Origin of the sequence: Bradyrhizobium sp. ORS 278, from assembly GCF_000026145.1 — a bacterium.
Classification (GTDB): Bacteria; Pseudomonadota; Alphaproteobacteria; order Rhizobiales; family Xanthobacteraceae; genus Bradyrhizobium.
Genome location: NC_009445.1, coordinates 5,591,197 through 5,608,253 on the forward strand (window position 1 = coordinate 5,591,197; position 17,057 = coordinate 5,608,253).

General features: G+C 64.8%; 26 protein-coding genes. 7 read left to right on the top strand and 19 right to left on the bottom strand.

What is annotated here, in order from left to right:
- The 8 genes from BRADO_RS25030 to nifH all read right to left on the bottom strand — a co-directional run bounded on the left by BRADO_RS25030 (position 1) and on the right by nifH (position 7,082).
- Positions 1–1,107, bottom strand: a complete 1,107-nt coding sequence (locus BRADO_RS25030) for an electron transfer flavoprotein subunit alpha/FixB family protein (protein WP_012028993.1) — start codon at positions 1,105–1,107, stop codon at positions 1–3.
- A gap of 60 nt (positions 1,108–1,167) precedes the next feature.
- On the bottom strand, positions 1,168–2,013 hold the full coding sequence (locus BRADO_RS25035) for an electron transfer flavoprotein subunit beta/FixA family protein (RefSeq protein ID WP_012028994.1): 846 nt from the start codon (positions 2,011–2,013) through the stop codon (positions 1,168–1,170).
- A gap of 258 nt (positions 2,014–2,271) precedes the next feature.
- Positions 2,272–2,610 carry a nitrogenase stabilizing/protective protein NifW gene (nifW, locus tag BRADO_RS25040; protein ID WP_012028995.1) on the bottom strand — a complete coding sequence of 113 codons (339 nt, stop codon included), beginning with the start codon at positions 2,608–2,610 and terminating at the stop codon, positions 2,272–2,274.
- The gene (gene cysE / locus BRADO_RS25045; protein ID WP_012028996.1) at positions 2,607–3,398 is read right to left on the bottom strand and encodes a serine O-acetyltransferase; all 792 of its coding nucleotides are present in this window, start codon (positions 3,396–3,398) and stop codon (positions 2,607–2,609) included. Before cysE ends, nifW begins: the two co-directional genes overlap by 4 nt.
- Before the next feature lie 2 nt (positions 3,399–3,400).
- A complete protein-coding gene (gene nifV, locus BRADO_RS25050; RefSeq protein WP_012028997.1) occupies positions 3,401–4,540 on the bottom strand; it encodes a homocitrate synthase in 1,140 nt (379 codons plus the stop codon).
- Between the two features lie 331 nt (positions 4,541–4,871).
- Entirely contained in the window at positions 4,872–5,366 is a 495-nt protein-coding gene (gene irrA, locus BRADO_RS25055) for an iron response transcriptional regulator IrrA (protein WP_012028998.1), read from the bottom strand.
- A gap of 18 nt (positions 5,367–5,384) precedes the next feature.
- Positions 5,385–6,110 (bottom strand): nitrogen fixation protein NifQ, encoded by a 726-nt coding sequence (locus BRADO_RS25060; protein WP_012028999.1) that lies wholly within the window; start codon positions 6,108–6,110, stop codon positions 5,385–5,387.
- Positions 6,111–6,194: 84 nt separating this feature from the next.
- The gene (nifH, locus tag BRADO_RS25065; protein ID WP_006609699.1) at positions 6,195–7,082 is read right to left on the bottom strand and encodes a nitrogenase iron protein; all 888 of its coding nucleotides are present in this window, start codon (positions 7,080–7,082) and stop codon (positions 6,195–6,197) included.
- A 418-nt stretch (positions 7,083–7,500) separates the two neighbouring features.
- Between nifH and BRADO_RS25070 the strand changes: the two genes are divergently transcribed.
- Entirely contained in the window at positions 7,501–7,932 is a 432-nt protein-coding gene (locus tag BRADO_RS25070) for a response regulator transcription factor (protein WP_041756928.1), read from the top strand.
- A gap of 1 nt (position 7,933) precedes the next feature.
- Positions 7,934–8,350 (top strand): ArsC/Spx/MgsR family protein, encoded by a 417-nt coding sequence (locus tag BRADO_RS25075; RefSeq protein ID WP_012029002.1) that lies wholly within the window; start codon positions 7,934–7,936, stop codon positions 8,348–8,350.
- Between the two features lie 18 nt (positions 8,351–8,368).
- Here BRADO_RS25075 and BRADO_RS25080 read toward each other — a convergent pair whose 3' ends face one another.
- Genes BRADO_RS25080 through BRADO_RS25090 form a run of 3 tightly spaced genes read right to left on the bottom strand, consistent with a single transcriptional unit; the run spans position 8,369 to position 9,330 of the window.
- A complete protein-coding gene (locus BRADO_RS25080; protein ID WP_012029003.1) occupies positions 8,369–8,731 on the bottom strand; it encodes a ferredoxin in 363 nt (120 codons plus the stop codon).
- The gene (gene grxD / locus BRADO_RS25085; RefSeq protein WP_012029004.1) at positions 8,728–9,057 is read right to left on the bottom strand and encodes a Grx4 family monothiol glutaredoxin; all 330 of its coding nucleotides are present in this window, start codon (positions 9,055–9,057) and stop codon (positions 8,728–8,730) included. The genes BRADO_RS25080 and grxD overlap by 4 nt, the downstream gene beginning before the upstream one ends.
- A gap of 39 nt (positions 9,058–9,096) precedes the next feature.
- Entirely contained in the window at positions 9,097–9,330 is a 234-nt protein-coding gene (locus BRADO_RS25090; protein WP_006609694.1) for a BolA/IbaG family iron-sulfur metabolism protein, read from the bottom strand.
- Positions 9,331–9,593: 263 nt separating this feature from the next.
- Between BRADO_RS25090 and BRADO_RS25095 the strand changes: the two genes are divergently transcribed.
- From BRADO_RS25095 to BRADO_RS25115, 5 genes are all read left to right on the top strand, one after another.
- Positions 9,594–10,085: a lipopolysaccharide assembly protein LapB gene (locus BRADO_RS25095; protein WP_012029005.1), complete on the top strand. Its 492-nt coding sequence runs from the start codon at positions 9,594–9,596 to the stop codon at positions 10,083–10,085.
- Positions 10,086–10,179: 94 nt separating this feature from the next.
- A complete protein-coding gene (locus BRADO_RS25100) occupies positions 10,180–10,542 on the top strand; it encodes an iron-sulfur cluster assembly protein (RefSeq protein ID WP_012029006.1) in 363 nt (120 codons plus the stop codon).
- Positions 10,543–10,578: 36 nt separating this feature from the next.
- Positions 10,579–11,334 carry a dienelactone hydrolase family protein gene (locus BRADO_RS25105; protein WP_012029007.1) on the top strand — a complete coding sequence of 252 codons (756 nt, stop codon included), beginning with the start codon at positions 10,579–10,581 and terminating at the stop codon, positions 11,332–11,334.
- Positions 11,335–11,358: 24 nt separating this feature from the next.
- Positions 11,359–11,601, top strand: a complete 243-nt coding sequence (locus tag BRADO_RS25110) for a hypothetical protein (protein ID WP_012029008.1) — start codon at positions 11,359–11,361, stop codon at positions 11,599–11,601.
- 209 nt (positions 11,602–11,810) lie between these two features.
- A complete protein-coding gene (locus BRADO_RS25115) occupies positions 11,811–13,157 on the top strand; it encodes an IS1182-like element ISBrsp2 family transposase (RefSeq protein ID WP_050781079.1) in 1,347 nt (448 codons plus the stop codon).
- Between the two features lie 478 nt (positions 13,158–13,635).
- Here BRADO_RS25115 and BRADO_RS25120 read toward each other — a convergent pair whose 3' ends face one another.
- The 8 genes from BRADO_RS25120 to BRADO_RS25150 are packed head-to-tail and all read right to left on the bottom strand — an operon-like array spanning position 13,636 to position 17,053.
- The gene (locus BRADO_RS25120; RefSeq protein WP_012029009.1) at positions 13,636–14,094 is read right to left on the bottom strand and encodes a group II truncated hemoglobin; all 459 of its coding nucleotides are present in this window, start codon (positions 14,092–14,094) and stop codon (positions 13,636–13,638) included.
- A 16-nt stretch (positions 14,095–14,110) separates the two neighbouring features.
- Positions 14,111–14,278, bottom strand: a complete 168-nt coding sequence (locus BRADO_RS35505) for a hypothetical protein (RefSeq protein WP_012029010.1) — start codon at positions 14,276–14,278, stop codon at positions 14,111–14,113.
- Positions 14,279–14,288: 10 nt separating this feature from the next.
- A complete protein-coding gene (locus BRADO_RS25125) occupies positions 14,289–14,603 on the bottom strand; it encodes a DUF6156 family protein (protein WP_012029011.1) in 315 nt (104 codons plus the stop codon).
- Positions 14,604–14,641: 38 nt separating this feature from the next.
- On the bottom strand, positions 14,642–14,848 hold the full coding sequence (locus tag BRADO_RS25130) for a hypothetical protein (protein ID WP_012029012.1): 207 nt from the start codon (positions 14,846–14,848) through the stop codon (positions 14,642–14,644).
- A 12-nt stretch (positions 14,849–14,860) separates the two neighbouring features.
- The gene (locus BRADO_RS25135; protein ID WP_012029013.1) at positions 14,861–15,169 is read right to left on the bottom strand and encodes a 2Fe-2S iron-sulfur cluster-binding protein; all 309 of its coding nucleotides are present in this window, start codon (positions 15,167–15,169) and stop codon (positions 14,861–14,863) included.
- Positions 15,170–15,204: 35 nt separating this feature from the next.
- Entirely contained in the window at positions 15,205–16,419 is a 1,215-nt protein-coding gene (locus BRADO_RS25140) for a DegT/DnrJ/EryC1/StrS aminotransferase family protein (RefSeq protein WP_041757722.1), read from the bottom strand.
- Positions 16,419–16,679 carry a hypothetical protein gene (locus BRADO_RS25145; RefSeq protein WP_012029015.1) on the bottom strand — a complete coding sequence of 87 codons (261 nt, stop codon included), beginning with the start codon at positions 16,677–16,679 and terminating at the stop codon, positions 16,419–16,421. Before BRADO_RS25145 ends, BRADO_RS25140 begins: the two co-directional genes overlap by 1 nt.
- A gap of 17 nt (positions 16,680–16,696) precedes the next feature.
- Entirely contained in the window at positions 16,697–17,053 is a 357-nt protein-coding gene (locus BRADO_RS25150; RefSeq protein ID WP_012029016.1) for a DUF3024 domain-containing protein, read from the bottom strand.
- Positions 17,054–17,057 lie beyond the last annotated feature (4 nt).

Below are 17,057 nucleotides of genomic sequence, written 5' to 3' on the forward strand. Positions count from 1 at the left end.
CTAGCTTGCGATGCGGTCGCGCGAATGCGGCGACAGCCGCGCGCGGAATGCTTCGGTGAGCGCCGGCAGCAGCCGGATCGCGTCGGTGACGATGCCGATATGCGCGAAATCGAAGATCGGCGCGTTCTTGTCGGTGTTGATGGCGACGATCAGATCGGCGCCCTCGACGCCCACCCGATGCTGGATCGCGCCGGAGATGCCGGCGGCGATGTACAGCTTCGGACGGATCGTCTTGCCGGTCTGGCCGATCTGGCGGTCCGAAGTCACCCAGCCCTTCTGTACCAGCGGGCGCGAGCAGCCGAACTCCGCGCCGAGCACCGCCGCCAGGCCCTTGACGAGCTGGAAGTTCTCGGGCGAGCCCAGTCCGAGCCCACCGGCGACGACGATGTCGGCATAAGCGAGATTGGACTTGGCGGAGTCGCGGTCCGGAATGAAGGACAGCACTTTGGTGACGATGTCCTCCTCGACCAGGCCGAGCTTGTGCTCGATGATCCGGGTCGCCGGCTTCTCGACCCGTTCGGGCATCGGCATCACGCGCGGGCGCACGGTCGCCATCTGCGGCCGGTAGTTCAGCGTGTAGATCGTGCACAGCAGCGAACCGCCGAAGGTCGGTCGCGTCGCGGCCAGCGAGCCGTCGGCATCGACGTCGAGCTCGGTGCAGTCGGCGGTGAGACCGGTCAGCAAGGTGGTGGCCACCGAGCCGGCGAGGTCGCGGCCCAGCGTGGTGGCGCCGAGCAGCAGGATCTCCGGCTTGAAGGTGTTGACGGTATCGGTCAGCGCCTTGGTGTAGGCCTCGTTGCGATAGTCGGTAAGAACCTCGTCGGCCACGATGTAAGCCAGATCGGCACCGTAGCAGAACGACTCGGCGGCGGCATGCTGCACGGCCTCACCGGGCGGTCCGATGACCACGGCCGCAAGATCGACCTTCAGCTTGTCGGCGAGCTTGCGGCCGGCGCCCATCAGCTCCCAGGACACGGGATGAACCTGCCCGCGCTCCTGCTCGATGAACACCCAGACGTGCTTGTAGGCCTTGAAATGCTCCGGCAGCTCCTTCTTGGTCGCGGCGCGACCGGCTGCGGCGGGCGGTGCTTTGGTGGGTTCGCTCATGGTCGTCGTCCCGTTGATCCGAAAGAAGCTGGAAGTCTCAACCGTCGTGAGATGGCGAAGTCAGTAGCCGTGCGCCGACGAGATCAGCTCGGCCTCGAGCTTCGGCTGCCGCTTGAACAATTCCTCGATCAGCGCCTCCGCCGGCGGCTTATTGCTGAAATCGACGAAGACCGCCTTTTCGGCGCGCGCCGAAGGTGCGAACACCCGCTTGACGATCGTGGGCGAGCCCTTCAGGCCGCATTTGGAGATGTCCTCGACGCCGGCGTCCTTGGCGCTCCAGGTCACGATCTGCGCGCGCGCGGCACGCAGCGCATCCGCCATGCCGCCGCGGCGGATCTCATTGGTCGCCTCGAGCATCGTGACCAGGCACGGCAGCCTGGTCTTGAGCACCTGAACGCCACCTTCCGAGCGGCGCTCCGCCTCGATGGTGCGCGCGGCCGGATCGACCTCGTTGATCTTGGCCACATAGGTCAGCTGCAGCAGGCCGAGCCGCTTGGCGATGCCGGGACCGACCTGGGCGGTGTCGCCATCGATCGTCTGCTTGCCGGTGAACACGATATCCGGCGCACCAAAGGTCTCGCTGATCTTGCGGATGGCGGTCGCGAGCGCATAGGTCGTCGCCAGCGTGTCGGCGCCGGCGAAGAAGCGGTCGGTCAGCAGCACCGCGCGATCGGCGCCGTAGGTCAGCGCGCGGCGCAGCGAATCCTCGGCGGACGGCGGTCCCATCGTCAGCACGGTCACTTCGCCGCCGAACTTGTCACGCAGCTGCAACGCGGCTTCGAGCGCGAACAGGTCGTAGGGATTGATGATGGTCGGCACACCCTGGCGCATGATGGTGTTGGTCACCGGGTGGACGCGGATCTGCGCGGAGTCCGGGACCTGCTTGATGCAGACGACGATATGCATGCGATCTCTCCGGTGTGTGTGCCTGCGATGAGGTCAGCAATTGTCGTACCAGTTTCGAGCACGATGATTATCATCGTCGATTCAACGCCTTGCGCCAGGCACCTGAAATTCTGCTTAGAGTTCATGCAGAGGTCCGACACGTCGCAAGCAGCACGCGTCGGGAATACGACAGAACGTCAATTCGCTGCGCTCGCTCACAAACAACAGCGCCGCCGGCAGGACCGGCGGCGCTTGCGGATATCGAGAGGAGTTCGTCTGTTACTTCAGCGTCGTCAGCGACACGAACGGTTTTGGTGCAGGCTTCGGCGGCGCAACGGCTTCCTTGAGCACCTTGAAGACGCGCTGGTCGAGCGGCGTCGACACGAGGAAGTCCTGATAGGCCTGCTCCAGGAACGATTTGCACCGCGTTGCGATCTCCTCATTGGGAACGTCCGAGAAATCCTCGCTGACGAGGTACTGCCCCATCCGCCTGAGGATGTGCAGACGGCAGACGTTCAGCACCTTGGGATCGTAGTCGACGCCGAGCAGCTTGAAGAACTCTTCCGCCGCCGACGTCTGCTTCAGTTGTTCGAGCACATTCGGTGTTGCCGCACTCATTGCTTCGCTCCTTGAGTCAAAGTCGGGTCAACCTCGCATCCATTGATCGGCGCCGGCGGCGGCGGTCCCTGGCGCACCTTCTGGCGGACATGCGCGAGCTGCGCTTCGAGGAACTCGATACGGTCGAGCATCACCGACAACGCCTCGCCGACCGGATCAGGCATCAGGTGATGATCGAGATCGATGCGGCCGACGGTGCGGCGGTGCGTGAACTCCGGCCGCACCACCTTGGCGGGGATGCCGACCACGGTGACATCAGGCGGCGTGCTCTGGATGACGACGGAGTTGGCGCCGACGCGGGTGCGCGGCCCGATCGTGATCGGCCCGAGGATCTTGGCACCGGCCCCGACGACGACGCCGTTCTCGAGTGTTGGATGCCGCTTGCCCGGCGACCACGACGTGCCGCCCAGCGTGACGCCGTGATACAGCGTGACATCGTCGCCGACCTCGGCTGTCTCGCCGATCACGACGCAGGCGCCGTGGTCGATGAAGAAGCGCCGGCCGATCTGGGCGCCGGGGTGAATGTCGACGTTCGACAGGAAGCGTCCAAGCCATGACAAGAGCCGCGCCGGAAACCGCCAGCCGCTGATCCAGAAGCGATGCGCGAGACGGTGCCAGATCAGCGCGTGAATTCCGGGATAGGTCAGCAAGGTCTCGATCTCGCTGCGCGCGGCCGGGTCGCGCGATCGGACGCAGCCGATGTCCTCGCGGATGAGGCGGAACAGCGACGGCGGGCTCGCGTCGGCGGCAGCGCTCTTGGCAATCGGGTTATCCATGATGTCGGTCATGATCAGGCAAAGCTCGCATGCGGGTGATCACAAACTTCGCGCCAGATGGCGGCAACGGCTTCCTTCGGCACAGGACCCTTGTGCGCGACCGCATGCTTGCGCACGCGCGCGAGGATGCGTTGCGCCTGGTCGGCGCTCGCCGGCAGACGCAGGTCGGACAGCAGCGAGGTGATCGCCGAGAGACCGGAATGCTTGCCGATCACGATCCGGTTGGAACGGCCGAACAGCATGGGATCGAGCGCCTGGTAGGTGCGCTGATCCTTGAGCAGGCCATCGACGTGAATACCGGACTCGTGGGTGAAGACATGCTCGCCAACGATCGCCTTGTTGAGCGGGATCGCGCGCGCCGCAGCGGCTGCGACGACATTGGCGACATGATCGAGCTCGGCGAGCACGATGCCGGTCTCGCGACGGTAGAGCTGCCGCAACGCGACCGCCACCTCCTCCAGCGGCGCATTGCCGGCGCGCTCGCCGAGGCCGATCACCGTGACCGACGCATGCGTCGCGCCGGCCTTCACGGCGGCGAGCGTGTTGGCGGTGGCAAGGCCGAGATCATCGTGGCCGTGAAATTCGATCTCCAGGTCGGTCGTCGCGCGCAAGGCTCCGACCAGCGCCGATGTCGCGTCGGGATCGAGCACGCTCAGGGTATCGGCGACACGGAAGCGCCGCGCGCCGAGCGCCTTTGCGGTCGCAATCACTTCCGCCAGGAAGCCGACGTCCGCGCGCGAGGAATCCTCGCCGCCGACGGCAACGTCCAATCCCCGGCTCTTTGCATAGCTGACAACGCGCTTGAGCAATTCCAGCGCGACGCTGCGGCCACCGCCGAGCTTGGCTGCGATCTGAACATCCGACGTCGGAATGGAGACATTGACCATCGACACACCGGCTGCGACGGCGGCATCGACATCCGCCTCGCGCATCCGGCACCAGCCGATGATGGTCGCCGGCAGACCGGCCTCGACGATTGCCCTGATCGCGGCGATCTCGTCGGCCCCCATCGCGGGCGTGCCGGCTTCGATCTCGGGAACGCCGGCCCGCGCCAGCGCGCGGGCGATCGCGACCTTCTCGGTAAGGGCGAAAGCGACGCCCGGGGCCTGCTCGCCGTCGCGAAGCGTGGTGTCGTTCAGGATAACCCGGCGCATCGGGCTCCCGGACGTGGAACGCACAAGACCCTTGCTCCCGAGCGCAGAGCCGGCCTCCCGGCCATTCCTGCTGACATTCTTGGGCTCGCGTGGTCCGAAGACGTCAGGCATTCACTTGCTCCGTCGCAACCTGTGTCGACCGCCAGAGCTGTTCGCTCAGTCTGAGGCCTGTCAGTCACTCAGCAACGGCCATGCCAGGGCCAAGCACCATGCTATTTGCTTGAATGCAAACGGCTTTTTCGGAAAGCCGAGATTGTCGGATTTGCAACAGGGTCGGGAATCGGACGTGGCGGAGATGGAGAGATCTGCGCCCAGACGGAGGCTTGCCCCGTCAGCCCTGGCGCGCGCGGCGCAGGTGAATGACGACATCGATCCGCTCCATCGCATAGCCCGGCAGCGGCTCGGGCAGTTGCTCGAACGCGACCACATCGGGCACGTCGACGAGCTCGCCCTCGTCCTCGTAGAAGAAGTGCGGATGCACCGTGGTGTTGGTGTCGAAGAACGAGCGGGAGCCGTCGACGCCGATCTGGCGCAGCAGGCCCAGCTCCACGAACTGATTGAGCGTGTTGTAGATGGTGGCCTGCGAGATCTTCAGGCCGGTGGCGACCGCCTCGGCATAGAGCACGTCTGCGGTGATGTGACGGTTGCCATTGCCGAACAGGATGCGGCTCAATTGCTGGCGCTGCTGGGTCGGGCGCAACCCGGCCAGCCGCAGCGCGTCCTCGCAACGGCGCATCAGGGCCTCGCCAGCCTTGCAGGTCTCCGCTTCGGGACAGCGTCCGTGGTCGGAGTTGCAGGGGGATCCGAGCTGGGGGTCCATCAACATCGTCGCAGTTCCTCGAACTCACTGTGCGGCGCTGGCCGCCTCCTGCAGCGCCACCTCGCGGCGCCGCTCCGCCATCCGGCTCTCGCCGCTCTCCTCGCCGAAGCAGAGCGCGAAATCGTTGCATTGGGTGCAGACCGGCGTCGTGCACATCACGAAGCCGTCGTCCTCGCACAGCATGCGATAGAAGAAGCGCTTCCAGCGCATGTTTCTGACGTTCCGGCTAGCCAGCGGCGCGAAATGGCGCATCAGCAGCCGCGACAATTCGGAGCGCTCGCGCAGGCCCAGGTCTTCCCAGAGATGGTTCGGCTCCATCGCGCGGCGCGCGACCATCGCCGCGAGCCAGCGGCTGATATCGCCATCGGTCGAGCGCTGCGCGGCGAGCAGGTCTCGCACCATCGCGATCTCGTCATCATCGGGCGCCGGCGCGGCGCCGTTGATCGGCAGCCAGGTGGAATCGATTGCTGCGGCAGGAAACAGCTGCGCCAATAGCGCAATCAGCTCGACGGTCGAAAGCCCCGCGCGCTCCGCGAGCGCACCATGCTCCATCGCCGACACCGCCAGGATCGATGCGATCACATGGCGGTCGAAGTTGAAATCATCGTCGATGACTGCCTCGGCTGGGTCGTTGCCTGTCAGCAGGCGGTAGATCTGCCGGCCATGATGCCGCTTGTCGTCCTCGAAGGCGAGCGGTGCTTGCAGGTGCACCGCGGCGGCATGCGACGTATCGACGATTGCGATGGTCATGGCGCGATCTCCTATCGAGGCCGATGAGAGTTCGAAGAAGAGGTACCGGCCTTCCGACGGGAGGAAGGCCGGTACCAAGACTGCTTAAGCCGTTGCGGCGAGATCGGCGGCAGTCTTTCCGACTTGGCTCTCGTCCACGGCCTTCATGATGCCGTGCTCCATCAGCATGTCCTCGAGCTCGTCCATCGTGATCGGGGTCGGGATGATGCCCTTGCCGGCATTGCCGTGGATCTTGGTCGCCAGATTGCGGTAGTGGCCGGCCTGCACGGAATCCGGCGCATATTCCAGCACGGTCATGCGGCGCAGCTCGGCGTGCTGCACGATGTTGTCGCGCGGCACGAAGTAGATCAGCTGGGTGCCGAGCTTCTTGGCGAGAGCCTCAGCCAGCTCCAGCTCCTTGTCGGTCTGACGCTCGTTGCAGACCAGGCCGCCCAGGCGCACGCCGCCGGAGTTCGCATACTTCAGAATGCCCTTGGAGATGTTGTTGGCGGCATACATCGCCATCATCTCGCCGGACATCACGATGTAGATCTCCTGCGCTTTGTTCTCGCGGATCGGCATCGCGAAGCCGCCGCAGACCACGTCGCCGAGCACGTCGTAGGACACGTAGTCGATGTCCTCATAGGCGCCGTTCTCTTCCAGGAAGTTGATCGAGGTGATCACGCCACGGCCGGCGCAGCCGACGCCCGGCTCCGGACCGCCGGACTCGACGCAACGGATGTCGCGATAGCCGACCTTCATGACCTCTTCGATCTCGAGGTCCTCGACGCTGCCCGCGGCAGCGGCCAGGCTCAGGATGGTGTCCTGCGCCTTGGCGTGCAGGATCAGGCGGGTCGAATCCGCCTTGGGGTCGCAGCCGACGATCAGGATCCGATGACCCATCTCGGCCAGCGCGGCCAGGGTGTTTTGCGACGTCGTCGACTTGCCGATGCCGCCTTTGCCGTAGAATGCGATTTGTCGCAGGGATGCCATTCTGCTCTCCATCAACCGATTGCTATGGCCGCGCCCGCTTCTCCGCAGGGCGTGACCGCGTCCTCTCATGTGTCCGAACCGGCAGACGGGTTATTGGGAAGGAGAGCATCGCTCGTCCGAAGCGTCGGCGTGCACTCAGCCCTCAACCATTGCCTGAACGGAGTTTTGCAACGGCTGTGCCAGCGCCGGAGGCGAGCGAAAACGATCATGTTTTGAAGGAGATGAAGCACAATCCCGCGATCATGGCGGCTTGTTGCAAACCCGACATCGGAACGCTTCGCAAGATCGGACGCGGCGCGCCGCTGTCCGAAACGACACAAGAGCGGCTGTTTTCCTGCGGAATCCGAGCCGGAACGGGATTTGCTAGATCCTCATCGCAGCCTTGCGGCCAAGGATCTTGCGATTTGAGGAGGATGCGATGCAGATCGGAGTGGAGACGGCGAAAGCGGTGGACCAGCGGCGCGTGTTCGTGATCGATGACGACGAGATCACCCGCGCCGCCCTGCAGTTCATGCTGCACGATGAGATCGAGACCCACGAGCTGGCGACGCCGGAAGAAGCCTATGAGAAGGGCGTCGACTGGCTGGCGCCGAACGTGGTGTTGCTGGGCGTCTCCTTTCTCAAGCAGCGTGGGCCCGAGCTGGTGCGAGAGATTGCCGCCAAATTCAAGGGCGTCCGCATTCTGATCGTGACGGCGAAGGCCGACGAGGCGATCGCCATCGAAGGACTGAAGGCGGGCGCGCATGGCGCGGTGGTCAAGCCGCTGACGATCGAGTCGGTGCGCAAGAAGGTCGACACCATCCTCGGCCGCGCCGGCGGCGCGCAGCTGGTCCAACTCGGCGGGCTTTGACGTGACCACCGTCGTGTTCTACGAAAAGCCGGGCTGCGGCACCAACGCCCGGCAGAAGCTGATGCTGACGCGCGCCGGCCATGAGGTCGAGGCCAGGAATCTGCTGACCGAACCGTGGACCGGCGAGCGGCTGCGCGCCTACTTCGCTGGGACGCCGGTGTGGTCCTGGTTCAACCCGGCCTCGCCGCGCGTGAAGTCAGGCGAGATCGAGCCGGAGGCGATCGAGGCCGTCGCGGCGATCGACCTGATGCTGGAGGATCCGCTGCTGATCCGCCGTCCGCTGATCGAGGCCGGCGGCCAGTGCTGCGCGGGCTTCGACCGCGAGCCAGTGCTGTCGCTGCTGCAGCGGGAGGATGATCTCGACGACGTCCAGGGCTGCACGCGGCCCGAAGCGTCGCCCTGCCCGGAGCCGCGCTGAGCGGCTCCGGTCCAGGTTTCAGCGCTTCAGCACCATCACCAGACGGTCGACGCGCTTGCCCTGCTTGAAGTGGGATTCGACGATCTCGTCGATATCCTCCGGCTTGGTCGGCCGATACCAGATGCCGTCGGGATAGACCACCATCATCGGCCCGGCGCTGCAGAAGCCGAAGCAGCCGGCGGCGGTGACGCCGACATCCGTCAGCCGCTGCGCCTCGATGGTCTTGGTCAGCCGGTCCCACAAGGGCTGCACGCCGAGCGCGCCGCAGCTGCCGCGTGGATGGCCGGGCGGCCGCTGCGTCAGGCAGACGAAGGCGTGATATTTGTAGAGCTGCGGAATCTCGAACTCGTCTTCCGCCTCCGCGACACCACCATCACTCATGATGCGGACGCCTTGATGCCCTTGTCGGCCAGCAACGTCGCGAGCTCGCCGGCCTGGAACATCTCGCGCACGATGTCGCAGCCGCCGACGAATTCGCCCTTCACATAGAGCTGGGGAATAGTCGGCCAGTTGGAGAATTCCTTGATGCCCTCACGAATGAAGGGATCGGCCAGCACGTTGACGCTCTCATACGGCACCTCGAGCTTGGCCAGGATCTGCGCCACGGCGGCGGAGAAGCCGCATTGCGGCGCCGCCGGCACGCCCTTCATGAAGAGAACGATGTCATTGCTGTCGATCAGCTTCTGAATACGTTCGGATGTCGACATTGTTTTATCCTTTCGTCCCTGGAGGTGTCGCGGCAGCGATCATTTCGGCAATGACGTCTCGAGCGCCAGCGCATGCAGCACGCCGCCCATCTGGCCCTTGAGGGCCGAATAGACCATCTGATGCTGCTGCACCCGGCTCTTTCCGGCAAAAGCCTGCGAGGTGACGCGCGCTGAATAATGGTCGCCATCACCGGCCAGATCCTCGATCACGACGACTGCATCCGGGAACGCCTCCTTGATCAGACGTTCGATATCAGTTGCTGCCATCGCCATCGCTGTGTCTCCCGCTGGATTGATGACAGTGTCATGCAAGCTCCGAACCAGCCATTTGCAGGTCACGAATGCCGTGCCGCCTCTGCGCAGGCACCGAATTGACGATGGTCGCGTCGGCTTTGCGACAAGGACAACAATGCGACCCAGATCTGGCGTTCAAAATCCAACAGGCCCGCACGTTTTGGCCGACTTCGCGGCGATGACAGCCTCTGCTGCACCACCGCAAAAACGGTCCGCGTCTTGCAATGATTTGATCGAGGTCAATGCAGATGCTCGAACTGGTCAGCGAACCCGACACGATCAACTTCGGCGATCTTCCCGAGGAGATCGACGCGCTGCTGCAGCAGGGCGTGGCGGCCTATCGCCGCGATCACGCGCGCGCCGACCGGCTGTTTCGCCAGGCGCTGGCTGCCGCACCGCAGGAGCTGCCGACCTATTTCTGCCTCTATAAGATCCACACTTATCAAGGCCACCTCGACGAAGCCAAGGCAGTTGCCGAGCTCGGCCTCATCGAGGCTGCGCGCCAGGCCGGCTGGTCGTCGGATTGGCGTCAATGGGCGCCGCATGATCCGCTGCCCGATGGCGCCGGCCGCTTCGCCCTCTACACGTTGAAGGCGCTGGCCTTCATCCATCTGCGCAAGAACGATCCGGAGAGCGCGGTCGAGATGCTGGCCGCGCTGCGCCAGCTCGATCCGTCCGGCGCCGTCGGGTGGCCGGTCGTGGCCGCGCTCGCCGACGGACTGGGCGCGGAGTGAGGCTTGCCATGCAGCATCTTCAGCGCAATCTCGACACGACTTCGAACGACCATCCCCCGGTGCGAACCAGGACCATGAGAGGACCCAACGCATGATGAGCATGCACGCCGCTGCCCCTCCCTCCCCGTCGCCGAACGCGCTGGCGACCGGCTCCCAGGATGCCGCCGAGAGCGTGATCGCCGCACTGCGGACGGTGTACGACCCGGAAATTCCGGTGAACGTCTACGACCTCGGCCTGGTCTATCGCATCGCGCATGAAGGCGGCGGCGCGGTTGAGATCGACATGACGCTCACAGCTCCGGGATGCCCGGTCGCGAGCGAGATCGTCCGCATGGTGGAGGACGCCGTGCAGGCCGTCGACGGCGTCGTCTCGGTCAAGGTCACCCTGGTGTTCGAGCCGCCGTGGGACAAGTCGCGGATGTCGGAAGAGACCGCCCTGGAGCTGGGCTTGTTGTAACGCACGCAAACCGCGCCAACGACGCAGGAGCATCACATGGCTACCGAGAGCACCATCAAGCTCACCGCCAATGACGGGCATACGTTCCAGGCGTTCCGGGCCGATCCGGCCGACACGCCCAAAGGTGCCATCGTCGTGCTGCCGGACGGCAATGGCAGCAGCAAGATCCGCAAGGTCGCCGACGCCTTCGCCGCGAGCGGCTATGTCGTCATTGCGCCGGAGCTGTCACCGCCAGCAACCGTTGAGCCCAAAGCAGACGGCGAGCCGCCGGCCGCCACACAGGATCCGGTCGCTCCTCTGCTCGCCGAAATCCAGTCCACCGTCGACAGCGTCAAGAACTGCGGCAAGGTGGCCGTGGTCGGCTATGGCGCCGGCGGCGGGCTCGCCTACAGCGCCGCGAACCGTGTGTCCGGGCTTGCCTGCGCCGTGAGCTACTACGCGACCGGCGTGGTCGACGCCGCCGGCGCCAAGCGCAAGGTGCCGACGCTGCTGCACTTCGGCGAAGCCGATCCGGTCGTGCCGTTTCCAGCCGTGAACATGTTCCGCGCCCATCATCCCGAAGTCAGCGCCTTCTCCTATCCGAATGCCGCCCACGACTTCGACGCCGAGGGCGCGACGTATGACGAAACGGCCACCGCGCTCGCCCAGGAGAGGACGCTCGCCTGGATCTCGCAATACGTCGTCGGCCAGCCGCCGATCACGCTGAAGAACGCCGGCGCCTATGCGCTCGCCAAGGTCGACAAGAAAAAAAAGAAAAAGGCCGATGACGACATGGGACCTCCGGCTGATTGATCATCCGTTGCAGTGAGCGCCGAGATGCTGCCGACCACCATCCTGATCGACGAGCGGCCGCGCTGCGTGGTGCGGCCCAACGACACCAAGGACCTCAACCGCTTCATCCGCAACGGCAAGACCTATCTGCTGGCGGAGATGCCCGAGGGCAAGATCACCCACCGCAACGCCAGCGAGACCGAGATGGCGCACTGGCAGAACGCGCTGGCCTTGCACCGCGCCTGGGGCGGCGATGATGAGAACTTCTTCGGGGTGCCGTTATATTAGTTGAGGCCCGTAGGGTGGGCAAAGGCGCCACCGGCGGCGGCGATTTAGCACAGCTCGATGTCCGCCGTGCCCACCATTCCAACGGCGGTATCTGGGGATCTAGCGGCCGGTGGGCACGCTTCGCTTTGCCCACCCTACGAGGCTGTGAATCTTTCGATGCCTATTCTCGCTGACTATGATTCTCTGAGCGGAGCGGTTTGCTGGAGGTCATGATGGCTAAGGACGAGCTTTTCGATGGATTGCCGGAGCAGTCGGGTCCCAAAGCGCGGGAGCTTCCGAAGGGTGCGCCTCGTCTGCGGGTTCCGGAGCGCAACCAGGTCGAGCTGCGCGCGGTCGATATCGACAGCCTGATCGGGCAGGATCATCCGGCGCGGATGATCTGGACCTATGTCGAGACGCTCGACCTGAGCGAGTTGGAAGACCGAGTGAAGGCGCGGGAGAACAGGCCTGGTCATCCGGCACCGTCGCCACGCCTTTTGCTGGCGCTCTGGCTCTATGCCACCAGCGACGGCGTCGGCAGTGCTCGGGCGCTGGATCGCCTGTGCGAGAGCCATGATGCCTATCGCTGGCTGTGTGGCGGGGTATCGCTGAACTATCACACGCTATCGGACTTCCGCGTCGGCTGTGCCGATGTGCTCGACCGCCTGATGAGCGAACATCTGGCGGCGTTGAGCGAGGCCGGGCTGGTCGATCTCGATACGCTGGCACAGGACGGGGTGCGGATCCGCGCCAATGCGGGGGCCAGCTCGTTCCGGCGCGAAGCGAGGCTGCAGCAGAAGCTGGCGGAAGCAACGGAGGTGGTGGAAGAGCTCAAGCGGGAAGTCGATGCAGATCCAGAAGCCAGCAACCGGCGCATCCGCGCGGCGCGTGAGCGCGCCGCACGCGAGCATAAACAGAAGGTCGAAGCGGCGCAGGCGGCGCTGGAGGAGATCAAGCGCAAGCGCCAGAAGCTCGAGGAAAAAGGCGGTAACGGCAAGAAGCCGAAGGAGCCTCGGGCCTCCACCACCGATCCGCAGGCGCGGCGGATGAAGATGGCCGATGCCGGCTTCCGTCCCGCCTACAACGTGCAGGTCGTCAGCGCTGCAGCTGCGATGATCGTGGTCGCAATCGACATCGACAACAACGGATCAGACGGCGGCCTGATGCGACCGATGCTGGAGCGGCTGCGCGACAAGCTGCAACGCCTGCCCAGGCGCTACCTCGTCGATGGCGGATACTGCCGTGGCGACGACATCGAATGGGCGCATGGCCAGAACATCGAGATCTACTGTCCGCCGCGCTCGCAAAAAAGCGGTGTTGATCCTTATCTGCCCCGAGATACCGATGGCCCTGGTGTGGCGGCCTGGCGAGCGCGCATGGCGAGCGAAGCCGGCAAGGCTCAGTATCAGCTCCGCTCGCTGTGCGAATGCATCCACGCCCGCTGGCGCAACTGGGACCTCCGGCAAGTGACGGTACGCGGCATCGACAAGGTTCGCGCCGTCGTGAGCTGGTACGCGTTCACCAACAACCTTCTGCAAGGATTGCACCTCATCGCCTGTCAAAAAGCAGCATCATAGTCGCCGGGAGCGGCATCCGAGGGATCCTCCGGGACAATCCGCCGCACAGAGCCGCCCACAACGGCTATCCCGCGGCGACAGCCCCTCGTCGCAAACTCAGCCCTGAACTCAAATTGGCTCACAAGCTCTACGCCTCGTATCTCCGTCATTGCGAGCGAAGCAGGGGCTAAACTGCACACCCTCTGTGTTGCCCCTGGATCGCTTCGCTGACGTTCGCGATGACGACTATGATTGACGCTTCGCTGTCATGCCCGCGCAGGCGGGCATCCAGTATGCCGCGGCCTCTCGGTGGACTCACGGACGCCGCGGCGTACTGGACCGCCCGGTCAAGCCGAGCGATGACGCCGTGGCGGGGCGACACTGTCGACCATCGTCATTGCAAGCACAGCGGCGTAGCTAGGCGATCCAGAGTCCCGCACTCTGGATCGCTTCGTCGCCTTCGATTCCTTGCAATGACGACTGAGACGGTGACCCGAACTCACGGCGGCGCAGCCCGCGCGTCATGCGGATTGCCGGCCTGGTTGCGCATCCAGTCGGCGAGCTTGGTCATCGCGGCGTCGACGTCCTGCCGGGCCGCCACATCCGCCACCGTCTCATCGAGTGCGCCGCGCATGCACAGCAGCCAGGCGTCGCGCTCGGCGTTGCCGATCGGAAATCCCATGTGGCGCTGGCGCAGCCGCGGATGGCCCTTCTCGGGCGAGTACAGTTTCGGGCCGCCGAGCCATTCCGAGAGATAGCGCTTCAGCACGACCTTGATCGGTCCGAGGTTCGTGCCGTGCATGTCGCGGATCGTCTTGGCCTCGGGCAGCGTATCCATGCGGTGGTAGAACGACTCGACCAGGCGATCGATCACGGCGGCACCGCCGATCCGCTCATAGGGCGTGATCACCGGCCCTGTCGCAGATGTGTCAGTCTCAGTCGTGCCTGCGTCCGCCATCCAACCAGTCCCGTCTCTATTCGTCCAAGCTCGGCTGCAGGATCACCTCGGCCGGTGCGCCGGGCCCCTGCTCGGCCACGAGCTCCAGCGTATCGACCCGTGACAATCCGGCGCCGGAGTCCATCAGCACGATAGCGTCCTTGGGCATGCTGGCAAGAGCCTCGATCAGCTTGGCGACGGTCACGGGGCCTCCCTCATGCAGCGTCCTGACCGGCGACAACAGCGCCGGTCTCATCGAAATGCAACGTCACCGGATCCTCGTCGAGCATGACGATCTCCGCACTGCGCAGAGCTCCGTTGGCATGGTAGCAATAGCGGTGCGTCAGCTCGATCTCGCCATAGACCACCTTCTCGAATCCGGTCAGCGCACCCGCGGCATTGAAATAGCCGCGGATGAACGTGTTGCGGTTCGACAGCTGCTCCGGCGCGATCGCCGTCACCAGCCGCAGCGGCAGCTTGACGCCCGTATACGAGACGAAGAACTGGCAGTCCTGTCCTGTACCCGTCATCGCGCCGCCGCTTCGTTCCTGGTTGAGGGCGCAACAGGTCAGGCTGCGGTCTTCAACGCCTCGATCTGGTCGCGCGTCGTCTTGAACACGCCGCGGCCGCCGGCAAAGGTCTGATAAGCCTTCAGGCCGATCGCCTCGCTGAGCTTGTTGAACCATTGCTGCGGCGTCAGGGTCGCCGGCCGCTCGCTGATCTCAGCGACGGTGCCATCCGGGGCAAAACGAACGTGGAGCGTGACGTTGTCCATGGGATCCTCCTGTTAAAGGCCCGAGCCGAAGCCGAGCAGCTCGATCTTGACGTTCTCGGTGCCGAGGATTGTCGCCTGGCAGGCGAGGCGCGACTTCGAGCCGACGCCGACGATGCTGTCGAGCTTCTCGTTCTCGAGCTTGCTGACCTTCGACACGCCCTTGCGTCCTTCCTGCAGGAAGATGTGGCACGAGCCGCACTTGGCCTGGCCCTCGCACTTGTGCGGGATCTCGACGTCGGCGGCGAGCAGCGCCGCAAGAATGGTGGTGCCCTCACCCACCTCGATCGTCTTTCCAGAGGGCATGACCGTCAGAGTTGCCATGTGGAGTCTCCTTTGCTGGTTGGATTCGCTCTATTTCAGTAGATCGCCGCGCCCGCTCCGACGTTGACCGAGGCGTCCTTCATCGTCGCGACGATGAAGGCGATCTGGTCGGTGGTCAGATGGACGTGGAACGGCAGGGCCACGACGCGATCGGCGACCTTCTCGGTCACGAGACAGTCGCCGCGGCGGTAGCCCATGTCGAAATAGTGCCGCTGCAGATGCAGCGGATTGGAATAGGCGACAGCCTCGACCTGCTCGACGCGGAGGTCCTCGACGATCGAGTCGCGGCTCGACTTCGAGAACCGCGTCCCGAGATGCACCTGGTAGAGGAACCAGTTCACCTCGGTGACATCTGGCCCGACATAGGGGTCCTTGATGCCCTCGAACGATTGCACCTGGCTGTAATAGATCTGCTCGATCAGCCGGCGGCGCTCCAGGATCTCGTCGATGCGCTTGAGCTGCGCCAACCCCAGCGCCGCGGTGACGTCGCTCATGACCGCCTGATGCGACGGCGTGCCGCTGACCACGACCGAGCTCCGCTCGTCGAGCCGGTGCGAGCGGTGGCGGCGCACGGCCACGGCAATGTCGACGTCGTCGGTGACGACCATGCCGCCTTCGCCGCAGGTCAGCGCGAATGGCTGCGAGAAGTCGAACACCGCGGCCGCGCCGAAGGTGCCGACCAGCGCGCCCTTGTATTTCGAGCCGATCGCCTCGGTGGAATCCTCGAGCAGCGTCAGGCTGTGTGCCTTGGCGATCGCCTGCAGCTCCGACCACTTGGCCGGATGGCCATTGGTGTTGCCGGCCAGGATCGCCTTGGTCTGTGGCGTGATGCGCGCCTCGATCTTGCTTGGCGCGAGCGTACCGGAATAATAGTCGATATCGGCGAACACAGGCTTGGCGCCGACAATGCTGATCGCATGCGCGACCTCGCGGAACGAATAGGACGACGCGATCACCTCGTCACCAGGGCCGATTCCCAAGCCCCGCAGAACCAGGACAAGGCCAAGAGTCCCGCTCGGAACGGCAATGGCGTATTTACGCCCAAGATAGGCGGCGAAGGCGGCCTCGAATTCCTCGACCAGCGGCCCGTGGGAGAGCCGCGGCGAGCGCAACGCGGCGTCCACGGCTGCGATCTCCGCCGTCGTGATGTCCGGATCGGACAGCGGAATGAAGCTGGCTTCGACCGGCGTCAGCTCGGCTTCGTCCTGCTCCTGCCGGTCGGCGTCATGCACCAGATAGGGCTTCATGATCAGCTCCGCTTGGCCAGGATCAGGCCGGTGGCCTTCGAGGGATCGTCGGTCACACCCGCGCAGTGCTCGCTCGCGTCGAGCAGATGCAGGTCGAACGCCGGATAGCTGCGGAACGGCGGCTCCGTGACGTCCGAGGCGTCGCACCGCGTCAGGACCAGCTTCGGAAAGCGCCGTCGCAGCTCGCCGAACGCCGCGCTGCCGGCGTCAGGTTGCTCGAGGACCTGCGCGATCTCATTAAGTTCCTGCTCGGCAAGCGCCATGTCACCCGTCCTTTTCTCTACTGCCAGAATATCCGCTCGGGATCGGCGTTCAGTTCGTCGACCGCCGCCGTCAACCGCTGGTGCACACTGTGCAGCTCCCAGATCCCTTGCGCGTGATCTCTCCAGAACAGCTTCCATATCGTCTTCGCGGGGTCGTGACGCAGCAGCGCCACATCGATCACCCCGCCGTCCTTGTCGATGTTGCGCGAGCAGCATGGACTGCGGACCTGATAACCTTCATCGACCGGCACGACCGTCGGCTCGACATAGCGGTAACGCTTGCGCGACTTCAGCGCGCGCTCGATCCGCTTGCGATCCAACTCGTTGGGATGCGCGGGCAGGACAAAGCTGGGCTTGAGCGCGGCTGCCACCATGGCT

Coding starts and splice junctions, on each gene's coding strand:
- BRADO_RS25030 (WP_012028993.1), bottom strand. CDS start 1,107: ATGAGCGAACCCACCAAAGCACCGCCCGCCGCAGCCGGTCGCGCCGCG.
- BRADO_RS25035 (WP_012028994.1), bottom strand. CDS start 2,013: ATGCATATCGTCGTCTGCATCAAGCAGGTCCCGGACTCCGCGCAGATC.
- nifW (WP_012028995.1), bottom strand. CDS start 2,610: ATGAGTGCGGCAACACCGAATGTGCTCGAACAACTGAAGCAGACGTCG.
- cysE (WP_012028996.1), bottom strand. CDS start 3,398: ATGACCGACATCATGGATAACCCGATTGCCAAGAGCGCTGCCGCCGAC.
- nifV (WP_012028997.1), bottom strand. CDS start 4,540: ATGCGCCGGGTTATCCTGAACGACACCACGCTTCGCGACGGCGAGCAG.
- irrA (WP_012028998.1), bottom strand. CDS start 5,366: ATGTTGATGGACCCCCAGCTCGGATCCCCCTGCAACTCCGACCACGGA.
- BRADO_RS25060 (WP_012028999.1), bottom strand. CDS start 6,110: ATGACCATCGCAATCGTCGATACGTCGCATGCCGCCGCGGTGCACCTG.
- nifH (WP_006609699.1), bottom strand. CDS start 7,082: ATGGCATCCCTGCGACAAATCGCATTCTACGGCAAAGGCGGCATCGGC.
- BRADO_RS25070 (WP_041756928.1), top strand. CDS start 7,501: ATGCAGATCGGAGTGGAGACGGCGAAAGCGGTGGACCAGCGGCGCGTG.
- BRADO_RS25080 (WP_012029003.1), bottom strand. CDS start 8,731: ATGAGTGATGGTGGTGTCGCGGAGGCGGAAGACGAGTTCGAGATTCCG.
- grxD (WP_012029004.1), bottom strand. CDS start 9,057: ATGTCGACATCCGAACGTATTCAGAAGCTGATCGACAGCAATGACATC.
- BRADO_RS25090 (WP_006609694.1), bottom strand. CDS start 9,330: ATGGCGATGGCAGCAACTGATATCGAACGTCTGATCAAGGAGGCGTTC.
- BRADO_RS25095 (WP_012029005.1), top strand. CDS start 9,594: ATGCAGATGCTCGAACTGGTCAGCGAACCCGACACGATCAACTTCGGC.
- BRADO_RS25100 (WP_012029006.1), top strand. CDS start 10,180: ATGAGCATGCACGCCGCTGCCCCTCCCTCCCCGTCGCCGAACGCGCTG.
- BRADO_RS25105 (WP_012029007.1), top strand. CDS start 10,579: ATGGCTACCGAGAGCACCATCAAGCTCACCGCCAATGACGGGCATACG.
- BRADO_RS25110 (WP_012029008.1), top strand. CDS start 11,359: ATGCTGCCGACCACCATCCTGATCGACGAGCGGCCGCGCTGCGTGGTG.
- BRADO_RS25115 (WP_050781079.1), top strand. CDS start 11,811: ATGATGGCTAAGGACGAGCTTTTCGATGGATTGCCGGAGCAGTCGGGT.
- BRADO_RS25120 (WP_012029009.1), bottom strand. CDS start 14,094: ATGGCGGACGCAGGCACGACTGAGACTGACACATCTGCGACAGGGCCG.
- BRADO_RS25125 (WP_012029011.1), bottom strand. CDS start 14,603: ATGACGGGTACAGGACAGGACTGCCAGTTCTTCGTCTCGTATACGGGC.
- BRADO_RS25130 (WP_012029012.1), bottom strand. CDS start 14,848: ATGGACAACGTCACGCTCCACGTTCGTTTTGCCCCGGATGGCACCGTC.
- BRADO_RS25135 (WP_012029013.1), bottom strand. CDS start 15,169: ATGGCAACTCTGACGGTCATGCCCTCTGGAAAGACGATCGAGGTGGGT.
- BRADO_RS25145 (WP_012029015.1), bottom strand. CDS start 16,679: ATGGCGCTTGCCGAGCAGGAACTTAATGAGATCGCGCAGGTCCTCGAG.
- BRADO_RS25150 (WP_012029016.1), bottom strand. CDS start 17,053: ATGGTGGCAGCCGCGCTCAAGCCCAGCTTTGTCCTGCCCGCGCATCCC.